We start from the raw sequence: 20,499 nt of genomic DNA, 5'->3' as shown, positions 1-20,499 counted from the left end.
AATTCCGTTACGAAAAATTTATAAAGGGGAGTCATCATGGTGATAATTACAGCAGGAATGATCGGAGTTGGCAAGACCACTCTCACCGCCAAAATTGCCGAACATTTGAATACGAAGGCCTTTTTTGAACCCGTGGGGGAAAATCCGGTTCTCCCGCTCTATTACAGAGATCCCAAGCAGTACGGCTTTCTCTTGCAGATCTACTTCTTAAACAAACGTTTTTCAATGATTAAGCAGGCCCTAACCGACGATAATAACGTTTTGGACCGCTCAATTTATGAAGACGCCCTCTTCACCCGAGAAAACAACTCCGAGGGGAACATCACTGATACTGAGTTAAATGTTTATCTCTCCTTACTTGATAACATGATGAACGACCTCGAGCGCTTGCCCAAAAAGGCACCTGATCTGATGGTTTATTCCGAGACCGACTTTGATACGATCCTTTACCGGATCAAAAAGCGGGGGCGTGATTACGAACAAATCGACGCTAATCCCGAATTAAAGGACTACTACTACAAGATGTGGTCCGCTTACAAGCAATGGTACCAAGATTACGATGCCTCACCAAAGATGAAGATCGACTTAGATAAGTACAACCTGGAAGATGAACGAAACGTGGCCGCCGTTCTAGCAATGATTGACGACCGCCTCAAAGAGATCCGCTAATTAATTATGGGGGATGACGAAATCAGTGATTTCGTCATCCCCCTGTTACTTTCCAAAGATTCGGCGTAAGAAGGCAAGTAGCCCGACCGAGCCAGCACCCCCAGCTATCGGTACCGGCCATGGTACCCCGCTAGCCTTGGCCGGGGCATCTTGCGTAACCATAGCGTTCTTATCGTTAGAGCTTCTCTCACCACTGGTGGCCTTCGTCTCCTTCAGCGGGGTGGTAGAAAGCTTGGCCTCAGCTGGTGCAGTAGCATCGCCTGGTGATTGGTGATCATATTGATCAAGATTGTAAGATTCGATTAGCTGGTTTAACTTAACTTGATAGTTAGGATCAGTTGCGTAAGTTCCCGTTAACGACGCCGTGGCCTGCCGGTAATTACTCGTGTTAGAACGGTGAACACCCCGGTAAAGGCTCTGCTCCAAAACCTCAGCGTAATCAACCAGACTTGCGCTGATGTCACCGTAACTTCTAAAACCAGCTGTAACGGTCACGTCCTTACCGCCCAGGTGCTCATTAGTCGGCATCATCACCCCAACGCCCTTAATACCAAAGAGGTTGTGGTGGTACTGGGCCAGGTCGCTATTCCCCCAGTTAGATTCTAGGGCCGCCTGGGCAATCATTACCGACGGGTAAAGATCATATTTTTGGCCAATCCTAATTGCGGCCGGAGCAATTTTGTTAATAAATTGGCGCTGGCTCATGGTTTGTGGCAACGTTGCATAGCGATCGTGATCATCAACCGAACTGGCTGGTATAGTCGTCGCTACCGCTGGCTGAGTTTCCTCCCGCTGATCAACAACGGACGTTCCACCGCTATCTATGCCCGCACTCTCATCAGCGGGTGCTTCACTATTTGAAGTTGCCTGACTTGAGGGCGTTTGGTTTGACGGACCAGATGACTCCATCACCGACTCCTCTCCCTCCTCGACTGGGTGCTCAGCTAACCACCGTTGACCACGGGTAAGCCCATCTCGATAGCCGGCTAATTCCAGCGGGTCAGTTGGCTCATGATGCTGACCAGATAAGAGGTCCTGACCTGCCAGCTTAACTCCCGCTAAGTAGCGGATCTGCTCTTCTTGCTTCCACTGAGTACTTTCAGTTTCTTGAAGCGGGGCTGCCTGGGCGGTAAGCGGTAGGTTGGCACAGGTTGCTATGGCTGTCATCACTGCTAGTTTGTTCATCGTAAAATCCTCCTTCACTCCTCAAATACGTAAAAAAGAGGAAGGATGACGAAAACGCCCGGCAAAGTTGTGAAGTGCCGAGCGTTTTTGTTTAGTAAATTACGACTGGTTCGTCAACTGAGAGATCGTTAAAGGCGTTTGGGGCGTCGGAGGTGTGCATGTTAACACATCCTTTGGATCCATTGTTGAGGTAGGCTGTTGACGACCAGTTCGTCCGCCAGGAGGCGTCGTGGAAACCACAACCTGATTCGGTAAATGGTGCCCAGTATGACACTGGGGAAGCGTAAGACTTTCCGTTGTCTTCATAGCCTCGTAAGGTCGTATTACGTTGCTTATACATGATGTAGTAGACCCCGGTAGGTGTATCGTCGCCATTTGAGTGTTTCCCGGTTACGACGCTCGCAGTATATACTAATTTGCCATTCTTATAGAACCAGGCTGTCTGGTCGGTGATTGAAACCTCGGCGTAGGTATTCCCGATGCCGTTATTCGCTGTTGTGCCATAGCCGACTCCACGAGTATTGTAGCCGATCCCGTAAACATCATTCTTAGCTTCCACACTGGCCTTGTCGTTGAGTAGGGCGTTGGTCAGTGTCTTGGCTGCTTTAGTAGTGCTAAGTCGCCAACCATATGAACCCTGCGTACTGGTAGTAATTGTCTTCCCGGCGTGGGTCTTAAACTTAAGGGCCTTCCCCAGCGTGGATTGGGTCTTATTAATCCTGCTAATTTTCTTGTCCAGAGCCGCCGTATCAAACTGGTACTGACCGTTTTGATAGGTCGCCTTGGTGATGATATCAGCACTGGTTAGGGAATAGGATTTATTCTCTACTTTGTAAAGCACCTTTTTATCACTAAGCTTCTTTAACGCGGTGACTTCCCTTTGGACTTTTGTGCTGTGTTTGGTCAATGGTGCCTTAACCTTAGCCGTTAGCCGAATTGACCTGTTTACCAACTGGCCCTCTAATTCCGCCTGAATCTTAGATGTATCATAAGCCGTCCCCTTCTTCGGAGCTGTAACGTTAACCCGATTGTTCTTCCAAACCGCCTTAGCATCGACAGCGCGGGTCCGATTCTTATTTAGCTTGTCAACTGCTATCTTAATAGCGGCCTTCATTGCCGGCAACTGGCTGGTGTCTAGGTTTGTTGGGGTCAGCGCATAGTTGGTCTTTTTAGAGGACGGTAGTAGGGTTGCCTGTTTTTTTAGCATTTTTTCGATCTTAATCTTGTCGGCATTAGTGTAACCAGAGGCCGTACTAATCCCTTGATAAATCCGTTTACCATTTAGGTACACGTCATTACTATGCTTTTGGGAGGCCAGCCGTTGATAGGCTGCTTGACTGGTCAGGCCACCGACCCTTACTCCATTGATGGTCACGTTCTTGTTAAAATGCGTATGATGATAGTAACCGCTCCCTCCTAGGCCCCCAATCAGTACCGCAGCTACCACCGCACTCCAAATTAACTTCTGGGTCTTTTCCATTGCATCCTCCTTTTATCAAGTGATTTATTAACAATATTAATTATACCAGGTCCCCTTTAAATTTTTGTAAAAAAAAAGACCGCAACGCCCACGAAGTCCCTTAGGATTGTTAGGTATAAACCCAACGATTCTAGAGTACTTCTCCAAAATTCGGACTCATTGCGGTCTTTAGCGCTTATAGCTCTGGATAAGAAGCATGCTTTACATTAATCAACTTGTTTTCGACGTCGGTCTTTACCACCGTTACATCACACGGTGCTTGACGAACAACGTAAGCTGCTGTTGAACCAACGATCATCCGGCCAATGACGTTTAAACCAGAGGCCCCAATTACGATCAGATCAACGTGATTTTCCTTTGGATAATTTTCAGCCAGTTCTACCTTGGCATTGCCAATGATTACGTCGGTGCGAACATCCTTTACGCCTGCTGCTTCCGACTCTTCCTTCATCTGATCTAAAACGGCTGTCATCTTCTTGGTGGCATTATCATAGAGACCCCGATCGACAAACCCGTAGCCCAACGTTGCACCACTTGGGTACTGTTCCCCATTAATAACACTAACTAGGTGCAAGGCGGCTCCACTTTCCTTTGCGACACGTAAGCCCTTTTGAAAGGCTGCTTGAGATTGCTTTGAACCATCAATCCCAATCATTACATTTTTGTATTCTACCATCTAAAATCACCTCCAAGTGATTATCATCATCCGTCGTTGTGTTTATTATACCACGTAAATAATTACAATAAAAGCGCTATCTATGTCCTATTCAGTAACCAGGTCATGAATTGCTTCCATGTAAATTGCCATTGATAAGATCAGGTCGTCAACTGGTTGGAATTCATTGGCCTGGTGCATCGTGTTAGGCGTCATCGGCATTAATGCCCCAAAGGCCACCCCGCGCTCCATTAGCCGGCCGTAGGTTCCCCCACCAACTACTTCTGGCTGAGCCGCTTGGTCACCAGTCTGATGGATGTAGGCCTTCATCAGGGTTTGAACTAAGGGGTCCTCTGGATCAACATAGTGTGGTAGATCGCCACCCTGGTAATCAACTGTAAAGTTCAACGGGGAGGCCACTTTGGCCACCGCTTGCTTAATTTCGTCCGGAGTAATTCCCTTCGGATAACGGAAATTCATATCAATATGGGCGCCGGCCTGTTGATCAAAACTCAACAGCCCTGCGTTCATAGTCAATTCTCCCATTACCGGATCGCTAAAGGCGGCATCAAATTTCTCCATCCGCGTATCCAGGTGGAGATAATCAGCCAGGTAATCAACGAAGTTCTTGGCAGAGCCCCCCAGTTTCAGTGACTTTAAGAAGCTAGCCAGGTAGGTAGCCGCATTGATCCCCTTTTCCGGCTCCATACCGTGAGCAGCCTTACCGATCACCTGAAGGTGGGCGCCATCTTGTTCAAACGTCACTTCCCCGGTAACTGGGCTAGCATCCAAGAAGGCGGTGAAGCGGGTCGCCAAGGCCTCATTATCTTCTACTTCTACCACCGCATCGGCTTCCCGCGGCACCATGTTAAAGCGCAGGCCAGCCTTAAAGGATTTCAGTAGGTCAATCCCGTCGTTTCCACCTGGTAGGTTCAAGAGCATTGATACTTGCCCCTTTTCCCCGTTGATAACCGGGAATTCAGCGTCCGGCGAGAAGCCAAAGGTTGGTGCCGGCTCCACTTCAAAGTAGCGGTGCATCCCGGTCCAGTCGGCCTCCTCATCGGTTCCAACGATAAAGCGAACCTTCTTATTGAAGGGCACGCCCTGATCCTTTAAGGTCTTTAAAGCATAGTAGGCGGCCATCCCCGGCCCCTTGTCATCGGAGGCTCCCCGGCCAATCAACTTACCATCCTTGATCACCGGGTCAAAGGGGTCGGTGTTCCAGCCGTTCCCAGCCGGCATGACATCTAGGTGGGCTAAGATGGCAAGGGTTTCATCCCCCTCTCCCCACTCGGCGTAACCAACCAGGTTATCAATGTTCTTGGTCCGGAAACCGTCCTGGTCTGCCATTTCCAAAAAGGCAGCCAGCGCCTGGGACGGGCCAGGGCCTAGTGGATACTCTTCGGTCGCTTTTTCATCGTCACGAACACTCTCAATTTTCATTAACGATATCAGGTCGGTCAGGTAGTCTTCCTTTTGTGCTGTTGCTTCTTTCAGCCAATCGGTCATTTTTTTGTCCTCCATCTTGTTCACTTTATTACAGATAATGATACCATAAAGCTAATGGGGACTAAAACAATCCCTTTGAATCCGTTTTCAAAGAAAGGGGAACTTAAATGGAAGATTTAACTGAACAAATTCTGCAAAAAGTGATCACTACCCGGCCAGCTGAGAGCTTCAAGGGGACCTTTGGCAAGGTCCTATTAGTGGGTGGAAACCACCAGTATGGTGGAGCGATCATCATGGCCGCCACGGCTGCTGTTAACGCTGGGGCTGGTCTAGTAACAGTTGCCTGTGATCTGGTGAATCGTACCGCCCTGCACGCTCGTCTGCCTGAAGCAATGGTAATTGACTTCACCGACCAAGCCGCCCTTTCAAAATTGGTTAAGTCAGTCGACACGGTGGTGGTTGGCCCCGGGCTCGGCGAAGAAGACGTAAGCCGCCGAGTTTTAAACACCGTCTTTGAAAATACCACCACCGATCAAACCATCGTGATTGACGGCTCAGCCATTACCTTAATGGCCAAGGAACAAGTAACGGCGCCGGCCGGTCACTTAATCTTCACTCCCCACCAAATGGAGTGGCAACGCCTCTCTGGGATTACCATTGCCGATCAAGCAGAGGAGCTCAACCAGGCAGCTCAGCAAAAGCTCGGTGCCACGGTGGTCTTGAAACGCCACCACACCGAGATCTACACTCAAAGTCACGTCTACCGCCTACCGATTGGCTCCGCCGCCCAAGCCGTTGGTGGGATGGGCGATACCCTAGCCGGCATGATCGGCGGCTTTTGCGCCCAGTTCAAGGATAAGGGTGACCAGGCCGTTTTAGCAGCTGTTTACGCCCACTCCGCAATTGCCGACCAAATTGCCCAGGACCAGTACATTGTCCTACCGACCCAGATCGCAACGGCACTACCAGCATTCATGAAGAAGGTTGAGCAAGAGCCTTCAACCCACCACATCGGCTTTTTGGGAGATAATTAACCTTCCCCTACTAGCCCGCTTCAAACACCCCAATTATTCCTTAGTTAACCTATAACAAAAGCCCTAGCAAAATGAATTGCCAGGGCTTTTATTTAGTTCTATTTAATGTGGAAACGGGTCCGCAACGAAGCAAAGCGATCGCCCATTAACTTATCGACCAGGCGGTACTTTAAAGCTAGGTAGGCAAAGACTGCGCCCCCAATTGCCACCCCAATTACCAAGGTGAGGAAGGCGGTAAAGCGCCCATAGGGGCTAACAACCAGGTCAACTAAGAGCATGACCACCTTGACGATAACAAACATAATCAAGGAGAAAGCCAAGATTTGGTTGGTTGGCTGCGCCATTTGGTTAAAGCGTAAGGTGAACTCCCGGTTAAAGGAGTGTAGAATGCAATAGTTGATGAATAACATCGCCACTCCCGTTGCCAGCAACGGCCCCAGGCCCTTGAAAAGCCAGATGGCCGGAACCTGAACGATGAACTTAATCACAATCCCGACGAATAAGAAGCGCATCATCTTCCTATTTTCCGAAATTCCCTGCATCATGGCCGCCCCAACCGTGTACATCCCGTATGGAATTGACATGAAGGCTGCAAACTGCAGGACCGTAATCCCGGCTGCGTCGTAGCGATAAAAGACGGTGTAGATCTGTTGGGCCACCGCCGCCAGGCCCAGGGCAGCTGGTATCATGATGAAGTAAAACAGTAGCAGGGCGTTTTCGATTTGACGCCGCATATCTTGAACATCGTTTTTAGCCCGCGCCTCGGCCAACAGCGGGATCGCCGTGGCAGCCATTGCCGAAGCCAAGGAAATGATAATCATGTACAACTTGTTGGCATTAAACGAAAAGAGGGCGTAAACCGTGTTGAGTTGGTAAGAGCTATAGTTACCGAACCACTTCATAATATCAAAGAAGGTATATTGATCAATCAATTGGAAAAGGGTGATTCCAGATTCAATGATGATAAAGGGGACCGATTGATAAATAATCTCGCCAATCAGGTGCTTGGTTGAAACATTAGTTGCTACTTCCCCTTTGAGTACCAACCGATCCATTTGGCGTTTCCGCCGCAAGAAGGCGTAGGCCAAGAGGACAATCGAGCCTAACGCCCCAATGAAGGCGGCAAAGGTCGATTGGGTAACGGCCTCGATCCAGTCCCCACTGCCCAATTTCATAATCACAAAGGTCGCCAGTAGCATGTAAATAACCCGCAGCAGTTGTTCAACAAACTGCGACATAGCTGACGGTGCCATCCAATTATATCCCTGCAAAAAACCCCGGGTGATGCTCATCCCCGGAATTACGAGGACTGCCCAGGCCAGCGACTGGATAACCGGAATCACATTGGGATCCCCGCCATCAAGTAAGGATGCCCCAAAGAACATTAGGATCGAGCAGACCAGCCCCATCGCGATTGATACGTACATTCCGGAGTGGTACAGCCGTCTTGAGACCCCGTACTGATTAATCCCGTTGTAGTGGGCCACCATTTTGGAAATGGCTGAGGGGATCCCTGCCGTTGCGACCATTAAAAAGAGGCTGTAGATGTTATACCCCTTGGCAAACAGAGCGTTCGCCTGGTTTGAATAGGTCCCCATCCAAGTAACCCACGGGATGATGTAAATTGCGCCAAGAATTCGGGAGAGAATCGACCCCGCTGTCATCCATGCGGAACCTGAAATCATCTTACTCCGCGAATCGTCAAGGGAGGCAGGCGAACCTGTCCCCGGTTGATTACGTGAATCCATATCTTTCTTTCCCCTATTTTGTTAAAAGTTACAATCCCTACTATTTTAGCCTTATTTATCAGGCGCCGCAAACTCTTTTCACACTACAAATTTCTTGATAAATTCCAGCGCCCTGATTTAACCTTAATACTTATCGAGGTCCGTCGTAATCATTTCCACGTGCAACCCTTGAAACTTCTTGCTAACGGCATCCTTTGACGATGGGGCTGGAACTAGTTCGTGATGACTCTGGAGGTCGGTTACGATTATCGCTAGACCAATTACAGCCCGTAGGCGCGCTCGGTCTAGATTGGGATCAACCACATCGGCATCCGGCAGGTCTGGAAAATGAATGGCAAAGCCCTCCGCCGTTTCTTTTATCACGGCCGGATATGTTTTCAATTCCATATTTTTTCACCATAATAATGGGCTCCAGCCGCTCGTATAAAACTAACGACTGGAGCCTCTATTTTTTGCAGGGTGTGGCGATAAGCTTATGTTCTTGCCACTTGCCCCACCATTACTTTCTTACTTAACAACAATGTTAACGATCCGGTTTGGAATCACAATGATCTTCTTGACTTCCTTGCCGTCAACAAAGGAGTGAACGTGTTCATTAGCTAAGGCGGCTTCTTCAACTTCCTTGTTTAAGGCGTCCTTAGCCATCTTAATCTTACCACGAACCTTTCCGTTAACCTGAACGATCATTTCAACTTCATCTTCCACCAGGGCCTTTGGGTCATAGGTTGGCCACGGTTGGTAGGTGATCGTTTCGGATTCATTAAATTGACTCCACAATTCTTCAGCCAAGTGTGGCATCAGTGGGGCGATCATCTTCACAAACCCTTCCATGTATTCAACCGGTAGATCATCAACCTTGTAGGCCTCGTTAACAAAAACCATCAGTTGGGAAATAGCGGTGTTAAAGTGCATCCGTTCAAAGTCTTCGGTAACCTTCTTAACGGTCTGGTTATAAACCTTGGTTAACTTCCCGTCGTTAAAGGTCGAAACCCGGTCACGCAGGTGATTATTGTCATCCATTAAGAGGCGCCATACCCGTTGGACCCACCGGTTGGCTCCGTGGAGGCCCTTTTCGTCCCACGGTACAGATTCTTCAAGTGGTCCCATGAACATTTCGTAAAGGCGGAGGGTGTCGGCCCCGTATTGGTCTACAATATCGTCTGGGTTAACCACGTTCCCCTTGGACTTAGACATCTTTTCATGGTTGGCGCCCAAAATCATTCCTTGGTTAACCAGTTTCATGAATGGTTCCTTAGTTGGAACAAGACCCAAGTCGTATAAAACCTTGTGCCAGAAACGAGCGTACAGAAGGTGCAAAACAGCGTGTTCGGCTCCACCAACGTACAAATCAACTGGTGACCAGTAATCTAGGGCTTCCTTTGACGCAAATTTCTTATTGTTGGTTGGGTCGGTGTAACGCAGCCAGTACCAGGAAGAGCCGGCCCACTGCGGCATCGTATTAGTTTCACGGCGACCGTGGCGGCCATTTTCATCGTAAACATTAACCCAGTCCTCAATGTTAGCCAGTGGGCTTTCACCGGTCCCGGATGGTTCGATGTTATCAGTTTCTGGCAGACGCAGTGGCAATTCATCTTCCGGTACTAAGGACGTCGTTCCATCATCCCAGTGGATAACTGGAATTGGTTCCCCCCAGTAACGCTGCCGGGAAAAGATCCAATCACGGAGCCGGTAGTTGACCTTCTTACTCCCGTAACCATGTTCCTCTAGCCAGTTAATCATCTTAGCCTTTGCATCCTCGATGTTTAAACCGTTTAAGAAACCAGAGTTGATGTGAGCGCCGTCGCCAACGTAGGCCCCCTCTTCTTCATTGAAACCTTCAATTACCGGGGTAATTGGCAGGTTGAACTTAGTGGCAAATTCGAAGTCACGTTGGTCCCCAGATGGAACGGCCATCACAGCCCCGGTCCCGTAGGAATTCAAAACGTAATCGGCGGTCCAGATTGGCAGTTTCTCACCGTTAACCGGGTTAATTACGTACGCCCCGGTGAAGACCCCGGTCTTGTCCTTGTTCAGTTCAGTCCGTTCCAGATCAGAACGCCGGGAGGCCTCCTTCTTGTAGGCGGCCACAGCCTCCTTTTGGTCTGGCGTTGTTAGTTGATCTACCAAATCATTTTCTGGAGCCAGGACAACGTAAGACGCCCCAAAGAGGGTGTCAACCCGAGTGGTAAAGACCTCAATTTCAACCCCATCGTGGCCTTCAACCGGGAATTTAACGCTTGCACCTTGTGAACGGCCAATCCAGTTACGCTGCATTTCCTTAACGCTTTCTGGCCAGTCCACCAGGTCAAGGTCGTCAATCAAACGGTCGGCATAAGCGGTGATCTTCAAGACCCACTGACGCATTGGGACCCGATAAACCGGGTAGCCGCCCCGTTCCGTCTTACCGTCAACAACTTCTTCGTTGGCAACCACGGTCCCCCCCATGAAGTCCGGGGCCCAATTGACCATAATTTCATCTTCGTAGGCCAGCCCCTTCTTGTAGAGCTGTTCAAAGATCCACTGGGTCCACTTGTAGTAGTTCGGGTCGGTCGTATTAACTTCCCGGTCCCAGTCGTAAGAAAAACCAAGCGATTGGATTTGGTCACGGAAGTGGTCAACGTTTTTGTTGGTGAAGTCCGCCGGGTTATGCCCCGTCTTTAAAGCGTATTGTTCCGCCGGTAAACCAAAGGCATCCCATCCCATTGGGTGTAAAACGTTGAATCCTTGCATTCGCTTCAGCCGCGACATCACGTCAGTGGCCGTGTACCCTTCTGGGTGGCCAACGTGAAGCCCTTGTCCAGACGGATATGGGAACATGTCCAAGGCGTAGTACTTCTTTTGGTTCTTATCCAGGGTCGCCTTAAAGGTCTTGTGTTGCTTCCAGTAACGCTGCCATTTCTTTTCAATGGTGCTGTGATCGTATCCCATGCTCAAATCCTCCAATTATTCTCAATTTACCGGAAGGGTTCAAAAAAACGCCCCGTTGTGTTTTTACACAAACGGGACGAATTTCTCCGCGGTACCACCCATCGTTCCACGTTGCCATGGCCCTTAACCCTTAACGCGGGAAACGGAAGCGATTACTGACTTCACCGCTTCTTTTACGGGGTGAGTTCGCCTGGTTTACGTTCCACATTTCCAGCCCCATGTGGTCTCTAAAAACGCGCTCCAGGTTACTTTTCCCCTTCCGGTCTGATATTATGGTTACCACTATACCATAAAATTTTAAACGTGGGCGTTCTTTTAAAAAAAAGCGCAACGCCCTAGAGGTTCTCTTTAAAACTCGTTACATCCCATTTTGCGCAACCGTTGGTGGTAGCGCCCTGGTTATCTTCGTCCTCTGTCTTTGGTTAGTCATCGGACCAGCGCCAGCCCTAAACTATAACGATACGGCGATCCGCAGTTTCGTCAATGCCCACCAGACAGGTGGATTAACTACCTTCTTTACCCACCTAACCCTACTCTTTAACGTTGAAAGCACCCCTGTTATTGCCGGAATCGTTACCATCATCGCCCTGATCTTGTACGGTTGGCGGGCCAGCCTGCAAGTTATCTTAACTGTTTGCACTGGAGCCCTGCTAAACCACCTGATTAAGGGATGGGTTCAGCGGCCACAGCCAACTAACGAGGTCCACTGCACTATGCAGGTTGGTCATTCCCATCCGGCCACTCGGCCCTAAGCGTCTTAGTACTGGGGGGGAGCTTGCTCCTCTTAATTCTACGTTCAAAGTGGCCCGTTAAGTACCGCCACTTACTTGCCACCCTGCTCTTCATCTTGATTCTCTTGATTGGGATCTCCCGCCTCTACGTGGGAGCCCACTACCTTTCCGACGTAGTCGCGGGCTGGTCGCTCGGCATGGTCGTCGTCGCCTTTTTTGACGCTCTCTTTTACCGTTTCTTACCTTACCAAGTCCGCTTCACTTTGTCAGAGCACTAGCTCAAGCAACACTAACAAGAACACCCTCAAGTGGTCAAATCGACACTTGGGGGCGTTTTTTTACTGTCGGATCTGGCCGTTACCAGTAATTTCATACTTAATTGTCGTTAGCTGTGCTAGGCCCATCGGACCCCGGGCATGAAGTTTTTGGGTTGAAATCCCAATTTCAGCCCCGAAACCAAACTCACCCCCATCGGTGAAGCGCGTTGAGGCGTTAACGTAAACGCAGGCTGAGTTAATCCGCTTCTGGAATTCCCGTCCCCGCGCAATCTCATTGGTAATGATTGCCTCGGAGTGGTGAGTAGAGTGCTGGTTAATCCACTGAATTGCCTCATCCAGACTGTCAACCACCTTGATGGCCATGATCAGGTCGTTATATTCCGTGTCCCAATCTTCTTTTGTGGCAGAAACGAGACCCGGTACAATTTCTCTTGCCCGTTCGTCACCGCGCACTTCCACCCCGTGCTCAATTAGGGCCGCCACTAAATCCGGTAGCTGTTTCTTAGCCGCACCGGCGTGAATAAGAAGTTTTTCGGCGGCGTTACATACCGAAGGACGCTGAACCTTGGCGTTAACCACAATGGCCTTGGCCATCTCCGGGTCGGCACTTTGATCAACAAAGATGTGGCAATTGCCAGCTCCGGTTTCAATCACCGGAACGGTTGCAGTCTCGACCACTCGCGAAATCAGGCCCTTACCACCGCGCGGAATCAAGACATCGATATAGTCGTTTAACCGCATCATTTCCGTGGCCACCGCATGACGCGGGTCACTTACCAGTTGAACAGTGTCTTGGGGGAGACCCGCTTCTTTTAAAGCACCCCTCAAACAGCTGACAATTGCCTGGTTAGATTGGTAAGCCTCCTTACCCCCACGTAAGATAACGGCGTTGCCTGATTTCAGGGTTAAAGCAGTCGCATCCGCCGTTACGTTTGGACGGGCTTCAAAGATGATCCCAACTACCCCCAGAGGGACCCGTTGCTGGAGGATTTCCAACCCGGCGTAATTAACCCACCCCCGGTCAACCTTGGCAACCGGGTCGTCCAGGGTCGCCACCGTCTTGAGTCCCGTCGCCATGTCTTTAATCCGCTGTTCAGTCAGGCGAAGGCGGTCAACGAACTTCGCCGGCATCTGCTTGGCATTAACCAGATCAGCCCCATTGGCTTCTAAAATTGCTGTTTGGTCGGCCAGTAGGGCATCGGCCATTTTCAATAGGGCGTCGTTTTTTTGCTTTGTAGTTAATTGCGCCACTACTTCACTTGCAACCTTGGCACGTTGGCCCATTTCTTCCATCATTGTCATGATCAAATCTCCCTTCCAAAGCGAGTTCCGATTTCTTTTCCAGCCAGCACCTCTTTAATGATTGCCGGGTCTTTTCCGTTACAAAGAATCATCTGCTTGCCCGCGTCTAACATTACCTTGGCCGCCCGAAGCTTGGTCACCATCCCCCCGGTTCCCAGGCCACTACCGCTGCCGCCAGCGGCCGCTTCCATTTGAGGGGTCAATTCGGCCACGTGACGAATCACCTTGGCGTTCTTATTTTGGCGGGGATCGGCGTCGTAAAAGGCATCAATATCGGACAAGACGATCAGCTTACTAGCACCAATTTTGACGGCTACTTGGGCCGACAGCTCATCGTTGTCCGAGAACATAGTGTGGTGGTCCAGCTCATCGACCGCCACCGGGTCGTTTTCGTTAACAATCGGAATCACCTTGTCAGCTAACAGAACCTCAAAGGTATCAATCACGTGTTGCAAGCTGACTGGAAACGTCAAGACATCACGGGTGATCAGGATCTGGCCAACCTTAGTCTGGTAGTCCAAGAAGCGCTGGGAGTAAATCCGCATTAACTCGGTCTGCCCAATCGACGCAAGGGCCTGCTGGCGGGCAATCTCAGCGGGACGCTTACTCATTCCCAGGCTTGCTAATCCCACGCCAATTGCCCCGGAAGACACCAAAATTGGCTGGTAACCCTGATTGTTGATGCAGGCCAGCGTGAAGGCTAACCGATCGATGGTGGCCAGGTTGACCCGACCATTTTCCTGAATTAAGCTCGAAGTTCCAATCTTAACCACAATACGTTCTTTTTCTGCCATAAAATAAATTCTCCTAAATAACAAAAAGCCGCCCTCAACTGGGGCACCCTTGCAGGCGGTACCATCCCCATTTGAAGACGAGCTTCACACTTTTCCATTTGATTTGATTGAAAGGACTTAGTCCTAAAGGATTTCGAACACCAGGGTCAGCTTTCAGCCGGTGACTGACCTCTCTTTGCGGTTCTTAATTTATTGATGCTTTAAGAATAGCTATTTTTAGTAACCAGGTCAAGTAATAACAAAACGCGGCCACCCATCATGAATGACGGTAGCCACGTTTTTGAGATCTGACCTGTTAGCCCAAGATCTTCTTCAATTCATCAACCTTGTCTAATTTTTCCCACGGCAGATCGATGTCAGTCCGGCCAAAGTGACCATAGGCAGCGGTTTGCTTGTAGATTGGACGCTTTAAGTCAAGCATCTTGATGATTCCAGCCGGCCGAAGATCAAAGACCCGGCGAACGGCGTCGATCATTTCTTCCTCGCTCTTGGTCCCGGTACCGAAGTCGTCGATTGAAATTGAGACTGGCTTGGCCACCCCAATTGCGTAGGCAACTTGGATTTCCAGCTTCTTAGCATAACCAGCAGCCACTAGGTTCTTAGCGATGTAGCGAGCTGCATAACTAGCCGAACGGTCGACCTTGGTGGCATCCTTACCGGAGAAGGCCCCCCCACCGTGGTGAGCAGCCCCACCATACGTATCAACGATGATCTTACGTCCCGTCAAACCAGCATCCCCTTGCGGGCCCCCAATTACAAAGCGGCCAGTCGGGTTAATAAAGTACTTGGTCTGATCATCCAGGTATTCAGCTGGAATAACCGCCTTGATTACCTGTTCCTTGACGTCTTCTTTGATCTGTTCTAAAGAGACGTCCGGGTCGTGCTGAGTCGATAAGACCACCGTGTCCACCCGGACCGGCTTGTCATTCTCATCGTATTCAACGGTCACTTCAGCCTTGGCATCTGGCCGTAGGTACTCAATAACCTTATCCTTGCGCAGGCTGGCGATTCGGCGCATCAACTTGTGCGATAGGGTTAATGATAGCGGCATGTATTCCGGTGTTTCATCAGTGGCGAACCCAAACATCAGTCCCTGGTCGCCGGCCCCGATTTGATCGAGTGGATCAACTTGCCCCTCGCGGATTTCTAGGGAGTCATCCACCCCCTGGGCAATATCAGCGGACTGTTCGTCCAGCGCCACAATTACAGCACAGTTATCTCCGTCAAATCCATACTTGCCATCCGTATAACCGATCCCCTTGATCGTTTCACGGACAACGTGCTGAATATCAACATAAGCTGAGGTTGAAATTTCCCCGAAGACCAGAACCAGGCCAGTTGTTACGGACGTTTCAACGGCAACCCGGGCATTCAGGTCCTTTTCAAGCAGGGCGTCTAAGATTGCATCACTAATTTGATCAGCGATTTTATCTGGATGCCCTTCAGAGACGGATTCTGACGTAAATAAGTGTCGTTCCTTCATGTATAATTCCCCCATTTTTTAAACATAGCGTTTTGCGGTTACAAGGCAGCGGAGTCAGTGACTCCCCCCATCGGGAATTGCTTCATAACAGGGGCAATAATATCATATTTTTCCATTAACTTTCAATTAAAGATTCCCATTCTTTGTTATACTAGGATCAATTTAAAACCTGAAAAGGACGTGTAAATAATGTGGGATCAACTCAAGGCGCAGGTTAAAGCTACCGACTGGCAAGACCTGTTACCAACTATCTGTATTCAATTATTAACCTGGTCGTACGCTCCCTTCGCCTACGTGGTTGGCGTTGATGGCACGCACTTCACCAGTCACTTTGGGACCCTCTTTTTATATGAATTATGTATCGGCGCCGCAATTACCTTAACCATCAACCATCGCTTTAAGGCGCCGCTCTCTCTGATCCCCTTGACGTTAAGTATCATCCTAGCCGTAGTTGGTTTTTTTAAGTCGCCAATCCTCTTAACCCTGCTAATCTTGTTATCGGCCTACCTAGCCATTCTTCCGCTCCCTAACGTCGACCTCCGAGGAGGGTTAGGCTTAATCACACTGGGAATCTTGCTAACCCTAACCATCCCGGTGGCCTGTGCCTTTACTTCCACGCACTTTATGTCGTGGATAATTGTGCGCTACTTTGTCCCCCTCACTTGCTCGGTTTGGTTTTTTTACGGCCCCTTTTTCATCTCCAACGCCAAGCACCTGGTGCCCTTCCAAAGCGTCACTGGCTTGCTAATGGCCGCAACTATCTTATCTCGCCCACTAAGCTTAATGACGGTGCTCGCCCTTCTAATCACCGTGGGTGTTTGGTTCATGGTGATTTTGCCCACCACTCGGAACCGCTACTGGAACTTTGTTTACGCTAATCTCGCCCAGTTAATCACAATCGTTTTAATCTATTGGACCTAGTAAAGAGGACCCGCCAAAAAGCGGATCCTCTTTATTCGTTACGGGCATTGATTACTCCTACAGCAAGTAGGTAGGACATTACAACCACCGGGCCGGTGAACTTAAAGCCCGCGCGCTTAAATTCTTCTGCCACCCGTTCGGAGAGAGGCGTCTTAGCCGGTAGTGGTAGCCCGGCTACTGGTTCCATTCGGATTTGCTTTCCATCTGTAAACGACCAGGTAAAATCATTTAATGACTTTCCCTGACGGTACCACTCAGTCAGAATCCGAGCGTTGTTTAAGATCGCCTTAACCTTGAGTCGATTACGGATCAGAGCTGGATCGGACAAGAGGGGCGCCACTTCTTTTTCACCAAACTGGGCCAACTTTTCAGGATCAAATCCCTGGTAGGCCTTCAACAGGGCTGGCCGCTTTTGCCAGACTAGTGCCCAATTAAGCCCCGATTGTAAACACTCCAGGCAAAGCATCTCAAAGAGGCGCCGCTCATCATGTTGAGCTAACCCCCAGTAATGATCATAATAATCCTTCATGGCCGGTGTCTTTTCTGCCCATTCTGGTCGGTTAATCATTTTTCATCGCCTCCTCATTTAGGTAAATACGGCAAATAACCATCATTTAACTTTTCATTACTCATTTTCTCTATATGTGTTTGAAATAATCATCCCCTACCCTTATGTTTGGAATCTAAAATCGCAAATGCTATACTAAAGCTGTTTAAAATGATTATAAAGGAGTGATCTGATGGCTAATGAAGAATTTCAGCACGCCCTCGAACGATTACATGAACACAAAGTTCGCCTAACTCCCCAACGCAAAGCGATCCTCCACTACTTGATTGGACACCATACTCACCCAAGTGTTGAAATGATCTATAATGATTTAAAAAAAAGAGATAAGGCACTTTCCATGGCAACAGTTTACAATACCTTAAGGATGCTGGTCACTTATAATTTAGTGATCGAGTTAGATAACGGTGACGGGGCTACCCACTACGACTACTTTGGTCGCCCCCACTTTCACGTTGTCTGTGACTCATGTGCCAAAATTACCGATGTTTTTGACGAGCGCTTCGCCGACCTAGCTAAATCACTTGGCGACATTACCCGTGATCAAACTAGTTACCTGGTTACTCGCACCGATGTCGAAGTCCACGGCCTATGTCCCGATTGTCAAGCCAAGTTAGGCTTAGCTCACTAGTTAAGATCCTCGCTGAGCTTTTGTCGTCATCCTCCGTTTATATTAAAAAAAGCTGTGACCATAATCCGTCACAGCTTTTTTTAGATTTTATTGGGGCGCTTGGACAAGGAAATTACGCTAAGCACTAGTAGCCAAATTACAGCTGAAATCACGGATGGTAACGTTTCTTTACTCATGCAAAGGATAATCGTTGTCGCCGCCATAAAGGCTAGGAAAAGGTAGTCGGTGAACGGTGCCCATGGCATCTTAAATTCCCGTGGGCCCGGATTTAAACGATGATACTTCAAGTGGGCGAGGATAATACTCGTCCAAATGAAGAGAAAGGCCGTTGTCGTCATTGAGGTTACCACAGTAAAGACCTTGCTTGGTACTAGGTAATTCAAGATGACTGAGCATCCCACCACAACCACGGATATGATAACCGCCGTGGCTGGTACCTGTTTTTTAGACAGCTTGGAAATTCGACGAATCCTCGGCCGTGGTGAATCGGAGGTTAATTCAGCCAACATTCGTCCGGTGGTGTACAGAGAGGAGTTACATGCTGAAGCTGCCGCCGTAATGACCACGAAGTTAACCACGGAGGCCGCTCCTTGAATCCCGATATCTTTAAAAACCATTACAAACGGGGATTGCGTCGGATCAAGTTTGTTCCATGGGTAGATCGACATAATAACCAGCAGGGCTCCCACGTAGAAAAGCAGGATTCGAACTGGAATATCATTGATCGCCCGGGGAATCACCTTTCGAGGGTTTTGGGTTTCAGCAGCTGTCATCCCAATCATTTCAATTCCTACGAAGGCAAAGATAACCATTTGAAAGGACATCAAGAAGCCCTTAAATCCGGTGGCAAAAAAGCCGCCATAATGAACTAGATTTCCTGGGGTTGCCCCCCGGTAACCAATCACCATCAAAACTACCCCAACGATAATTAGGGCCACAATGGCAACAATTTTAATCAGGGCAAACCAAAATTCAACTTCTCCAAAAGCCGAAACGGTAACTAAATTTAAACATAACAAGATCACCAACGTTAACAGGCCGGGAATCCACTGAGGCAGGCTGGGCAACCATAGTTTGATATATGTCCCGATCGCCGTAATTTCGGCCATTGCGATTCCGACCCAGCAAACCCAGTAGGTCCACCCGGCCACAAAGCCTACCCGGGGGCCCATGTAATCACGGATTGCTTCAATGAAGGTGTGGTAGTGTAAATCCGATAGTAGCAATTCTCCTAGCGCCCTCATTAAAAGGAAGACCATTCCCCCAGTAATGATGTAAGCCAAGAGGATCGCTGGGCCAGCCGCGTGAATGGACTGACCAGATCCCAAGAACAGCCCGGTCCCAATTGTTCCACCAAGGGCGATCAACTGGACATGACGATTCTTGAGGTTCCGGGCCATGGTTTGCTCCTGGGGCCTATTTGGTTGCTGATGGTGATCAGCCATAAAATCCTCATCCCTTTCTTCTATTCTGTTGTGGAAGATTAGTTTTCGGTAATTTCTCACCGTACGTTAATAGAACCTTCATTATACACCCTGTACCCCGTCACGCGGTAGGGGAAAAGTAATCAATTCTAGCAGTAAAAAATCTGGTACACTATCCTTGAGGTGATTACTAATGATATCAAATGAACAGCGAGCTCACGACATTGCCCTGGCCTTAATGGCCAAAAATGCCGACCCTAAAAACCCAGTTGCCGCTTACCATGAATACGTAACCCTGCTGGTTAAAATTTTAAAAGAACTTGATCACGACTTCCCCAAGGGAATTAGCTAAGGGGGGCGTTGCCGTGAATAACTCACTTGTTCTCTTTACCCAGCCGGATTTTCCCAAAACAAAGGGCTTTACCCTGTTAACCCGCTTCATGCAGGCTAATAAGGGGATCAAAGTTTCATTTAAAACCCAGACTGGCGGGTTGCTTGACTCCCTCAACCATAGTGAATGCGACCTCATTTTTTCAGCCGGTTTAAATGAACAGACCAACGCCCTGATTACCGATCACGACCCCTACCTCGCCATCTTACCGGCCCCTTACGTCTCACAGCTGGGGCTTTCAATGACCACTACAATTAACTTGGCCCAACTAGCTGAATCAAACCTGCTCCTGCCAAGTTCTAAGCACCCCCTTCGCCAGGAACTGCAAGCAGCCTTTGCAGTGGCTGGTCAGACCATTAAGGTTGGCGAAGAAGACGATAGTTTGGATCTTCGTTTGACCAAGGTGGCCCAGTACTTGGGCGCCACCATCGCCCCACAATCATCACTACCGGCCGAGCTTCCGGCGGGCTGCCAACTTTTTGGCATCGCCCCGGCCCTCGTTAGCACTCAGGGCTTCTTAGCTGCATCAAAGCCATCCCCGGCCGCCTTAACCTTTCTGAACTTCATCAAGAAACAGTCAACTACCACCGATTAAAATCGATGGCTTGTAGCTCACAAGCCGAACGGCTTAGAAGTAGTAACGCACTAACGTGCTTCTTCACGCTGTGGCTACGTTTGGGTGATTGACGACACCCTTGATTGCCAACATATCAGTCGGCAACGTTATTTAATTCAAATTTTGGATGCTCGTTTCCGGCAAGATATTGTTTGCCGAGTTCGTAAAGGTTCATTGCGCCAACGCGATCATCATTAGTTCGAAAACCGCAGGAT

Annotated in this window: 19 protein-coding genes, 1 riboswitch and 1 other annotated feature; of the genes, 7 read left to right on the top strand and 12 right to left on the bottom strand. The window is 49.1% G+C overall.

Annotated elements, in window-relative coordinates:
• The first annotated feature begins 36 nt into the window (after positions 1-36).
• Positions 37-669: a deoxynucleoside kinase gene (locus tag AOQ57_RS06385; protein ID WP_093626319.1), complete on the top strand. Its 633-nt coding sequence runs from the start codon at positions 37-39 to the stop codon at positions 667-669.
• Positions 670-714: 45 nt separating this feature from the next.
• Here the strand turns inward: AOQ57_RS06385 and AOQ57_RS06380 are convergent, their stop codons facing one another.
• The 4 genes from AOQ57_RS06380 to pepV form a co-directional block, all read right to left on the bottom strand.
• Positions 715-1,854, bottom strand: coding sequence for a glycoside hydrolase family 73 protein (locus AOQ57_RS06380; protein ID WP_093626317.1), 1,140 nt, complete (start codon positions 1,852-1,854; stop codon positions 715-717).
• Between the two features lie 91 nt (positions 1,855-1,945).
• Positions 1,946-3,334 (bottom strand): L,D-transpeptidase family protein, encoded by a 1,389-nt coding sequence (locus AOQ57_RS06375; RefSeq protein WP_093626315.1) that lies wholly within the window; start codon positions 3,332-3,334, stop codon positions 1,946-1,948.
• A gap of 175 nt (positions 3,335-3,509) precedes the next feature.
• A complete protein-coding gene (locus tag AOQ57_RS06370) occupies positions 3,510-4,010 on the bottom strand; it encodes a universal stress protein (RefSeq protein WP_093626313.1) in 501 nt (166 codons plus the stop codon).
• Positions 4,011-4,097: 87 nt separating this feature from the next.
• Entirely contained in the window at positions 4,098-5,498 is a 1,401-nt protein-coding gene (gene pepV / locus AOQ57_RS06365; protein WP_093626311.1) for a dipeptidase PepV, read from the bottom strand.
• A gap of 107 nt (positions 5,499-5,605) precedes the next feature.
• Here pepV and AOQ57_RS06360 point away from each other — a divergent pair, with 107 nt between their 5' ends.
• Positions 5,606-6,472, top strand: a complete 867-nt coding sequence (locus AOQ57_RS06360) for an NAD(P)H-hydrate dehydratase (protein ID WP_093626309.1) — start codon at positions 5,606-5,608, stop codon at positions 6,470-6,472.
• Positions 6,473-6,570: 98 nt separating this feature from the next.
• Here the strand turns inward: AOQ57_RS06360 and AOQ57_RS06355 are convergent, their stop codons facing one another.
• From AOQ57_RS06355 to leuS, 3 genes are all read right to left on the bottom strand, one after another.
• Positions 6,571-8,220: a putative polysaccharide biosynthesis protein gene (locus AOQ57_RS06355; protein ID WP_093626308.1), complete on the bottom strand. Its 1,650-nt coding sequence runs from the start codon at positions 8,218-8,220 to the stop codon at positions 6,571-6,573.
• 123 nt (positions 8,221-8,343) lie between these two features.
• Positions 8,344-8,607: a type II toxin-antitoxin system HicB family antitoxin gene (locus tag AOQ57_RS06350; protein ID WP_093626306.1), complete on the bottom strand. Its 264-nt coding sequence runs from the start codon at positions 8,605-8,607 to the stop codon at positions 8,344-8,346.
• Between the two features lie 120 nt (positions 8,608-8,727).
• The gene (leuS, locus tag AOQ57_RS06345) at positions 8,728-11,148 is read right to left on the bottom strand and encodes a leucine--tRNA ligase (RefSeq protein WP_093626304.1); all 2,421 of its coding nucleotides are present in this window, start codon (positions 11,146-11,148) and stop codon (positions 8,728-8,730) included.
• A gap of 69 nt (positions 11,149-11,217) precedes the next feature.
• Positions 11,218-11,422 (bottom strand) — a binding site (T-box leader).
• 501 nt (positions 11,423-11,923) lie between these two features.
• Between leuS and AOQ57_RS08335 the strand changes: the two genes are divergently transcribed.
• Positions 11,924-12,157 carry a phosphatase PAP2 family protein gene (locus AOQ57_RS08335; protein ID WP_235789020.1) on the top strand — a complete coding sequence of 78 codons (234 nt, stop codon included), beginning with the start codon at positions 11,924-11,926 and terminating at the stop codon, positions 12,155-12,157.
• Positions 12,158-12,217: 60 nt separating this feature from the next.
• Here AOQ57_RS08335 and AOQ57_RS06335 read toward each other — a convergent pair whose 3' ends face one another.
• The 3 genes from AOQ57_RS06335 to metK form a co-directional block, all read right to left on the bottom strand.
• Complete coding sequence (locus AOQ57_RS06335; protein WP_093626302.1) at positions 12,218-13,459, bottom strand: glutamate-5-semialdehyde dehydrogenase; 1,242 nt, start codon at positions 13,457-13,459, stop codon at positions 12,218-12,220.
• Between the two features lie 2 nt (positions 13,460-13,461).
• On the bottom strand, positions 13,462-14,253 hold the full coding sequence (proB, locus tag AOQ57_RS06330; RefSeq protein ID WP_093626300.1) for a glutamate 5-kinase: 792 nt from the start codon (positions 14,251-14,253) through the stop codon (positions 13,462-13,464).
• A 295-nt stretch (positions 14,254-14,548) separates the two neighbouring features.
• Positions 14,549-15,736, bottom strand: a complete 1,188-nt coding sequence (gene metK, locus AOQ57_RS06325) for a methionine adenosyltransferase (protein WP_093626298.1) — start codon at positions 15,734-15,736, stop codon at positions 14,549-14,551.
• A riboswitch (SMK box riboswitch) is annotated at positions 15,734-15,824 on the bottom strand. (Overlaps the previous gene by 3 nt.)
• A 101-nt stretch (positions 15,825-15,925) precedes the next feature.
• On the opposite strand from metK, the gene AOQ57_RS06320 reads away from it, so the two are divergent.
• Complete coding sequence (locus AOQ57_RS06320) at positions 15,926-16,657, top strand: hypothetical protein (RefSeq protein WP_093626296.1); 732 nt, start codon at positions 15,926-15,928, stop codon at positions 16,655-16,657.
• Between the two features lie 31 nt (positions 16,658-16,688).
• On the opposite strand, the gene AOQ57_RS06315 is transcribed toward AOQ57_RS06320, so the two are convergent.
• Positions 16,689-17,225, bottom strand: a complete 537-nt coding sequence (locus AOQ57_RS06315; protein WP_093626295.1) for a DNA-3-methyladenine glycosylase I — start codon at positions 17,223-17,225, stop codon at positions 16,689-16,691.
• A 172-nt stretch (positions 17,226-17,397) separates the two neighbouring features.
• Between AOQ57_RS06315 and AOQ57_RS06310 the strand changes: the two genes are divergently transcribed.
• Entirely contained in the window at positions 17,398-17,853 is a 456-nt protein-coding gene (locus tag AOQ57_RS06310) for a Fur family transcriptional regulator (protein WP_093626293.1), read from the top strand.
• An 80-nt stretch (positions 17,854-17,933) separates the two neighbouring features.
• Here AOQ57_RS06310 and AOQ57_RS06305 read toward each other — a convergent pair whose 3' ends face one another.
• Positions 17,934-19,298 carry an amino acid permease gene (locus AOQ57_RS06305; protein WP_093626291.1) on the bottom strand — a complete coding sequence of 455 codons (1,365 nt, stop codon included), beginning with the start codon at positions 19,296-19,298 and terminating at the stop codon, positions 17,934-17,936.
• A 172-nt stretch (positions 19,299-19,470) separates the two neighbouring features.
• Here AOQ57_RS06305 and AOQ57_RS08240 point away from each other — a divergent pair, with 172 nt between their 5' ends.
• Positions 19,471-19,629, top strand: a complete 159-nt coding sequence (locus AOQ57_RS08240; RefSeq protein WP_167336637.1) for a hypothetical protein — start codon at positions 19,471-19,473, stop codon at positions 19,627-19,629.
• A gap of 13 nt (positions 19,630-19,642) precedes the next feature.
• The gene (locus tag AOQ57_RS06300) at positions 19,643-20,263 is read left to right on the top strand and encodes a LysR family transcriptional regulator substrate-binding protein (protein ID WP_235789019.1); all 621 of its coding nucleotides are present in this window, start codon (positions 19,643-19,645) and stop codon (positions 20,261-20,263) included.
• Positions 20,264-20,499 lie beyond the last annotated feature (236 nt).

Source organism: Limosilactobacillus gorillae, assembly GCF_001293735.1.
GTDB lineage: Bacteria > Bacillota > Bacilli > Lactobacillales > Lactobacillaceae > Limosilactobacillus > Limosilactobacillus gorillae.
The sequence above is the reverse complement of the archived record's forward strand: the minus strand, read 5'-3'. Positions and strand labels throughout refer to the sequence as shown.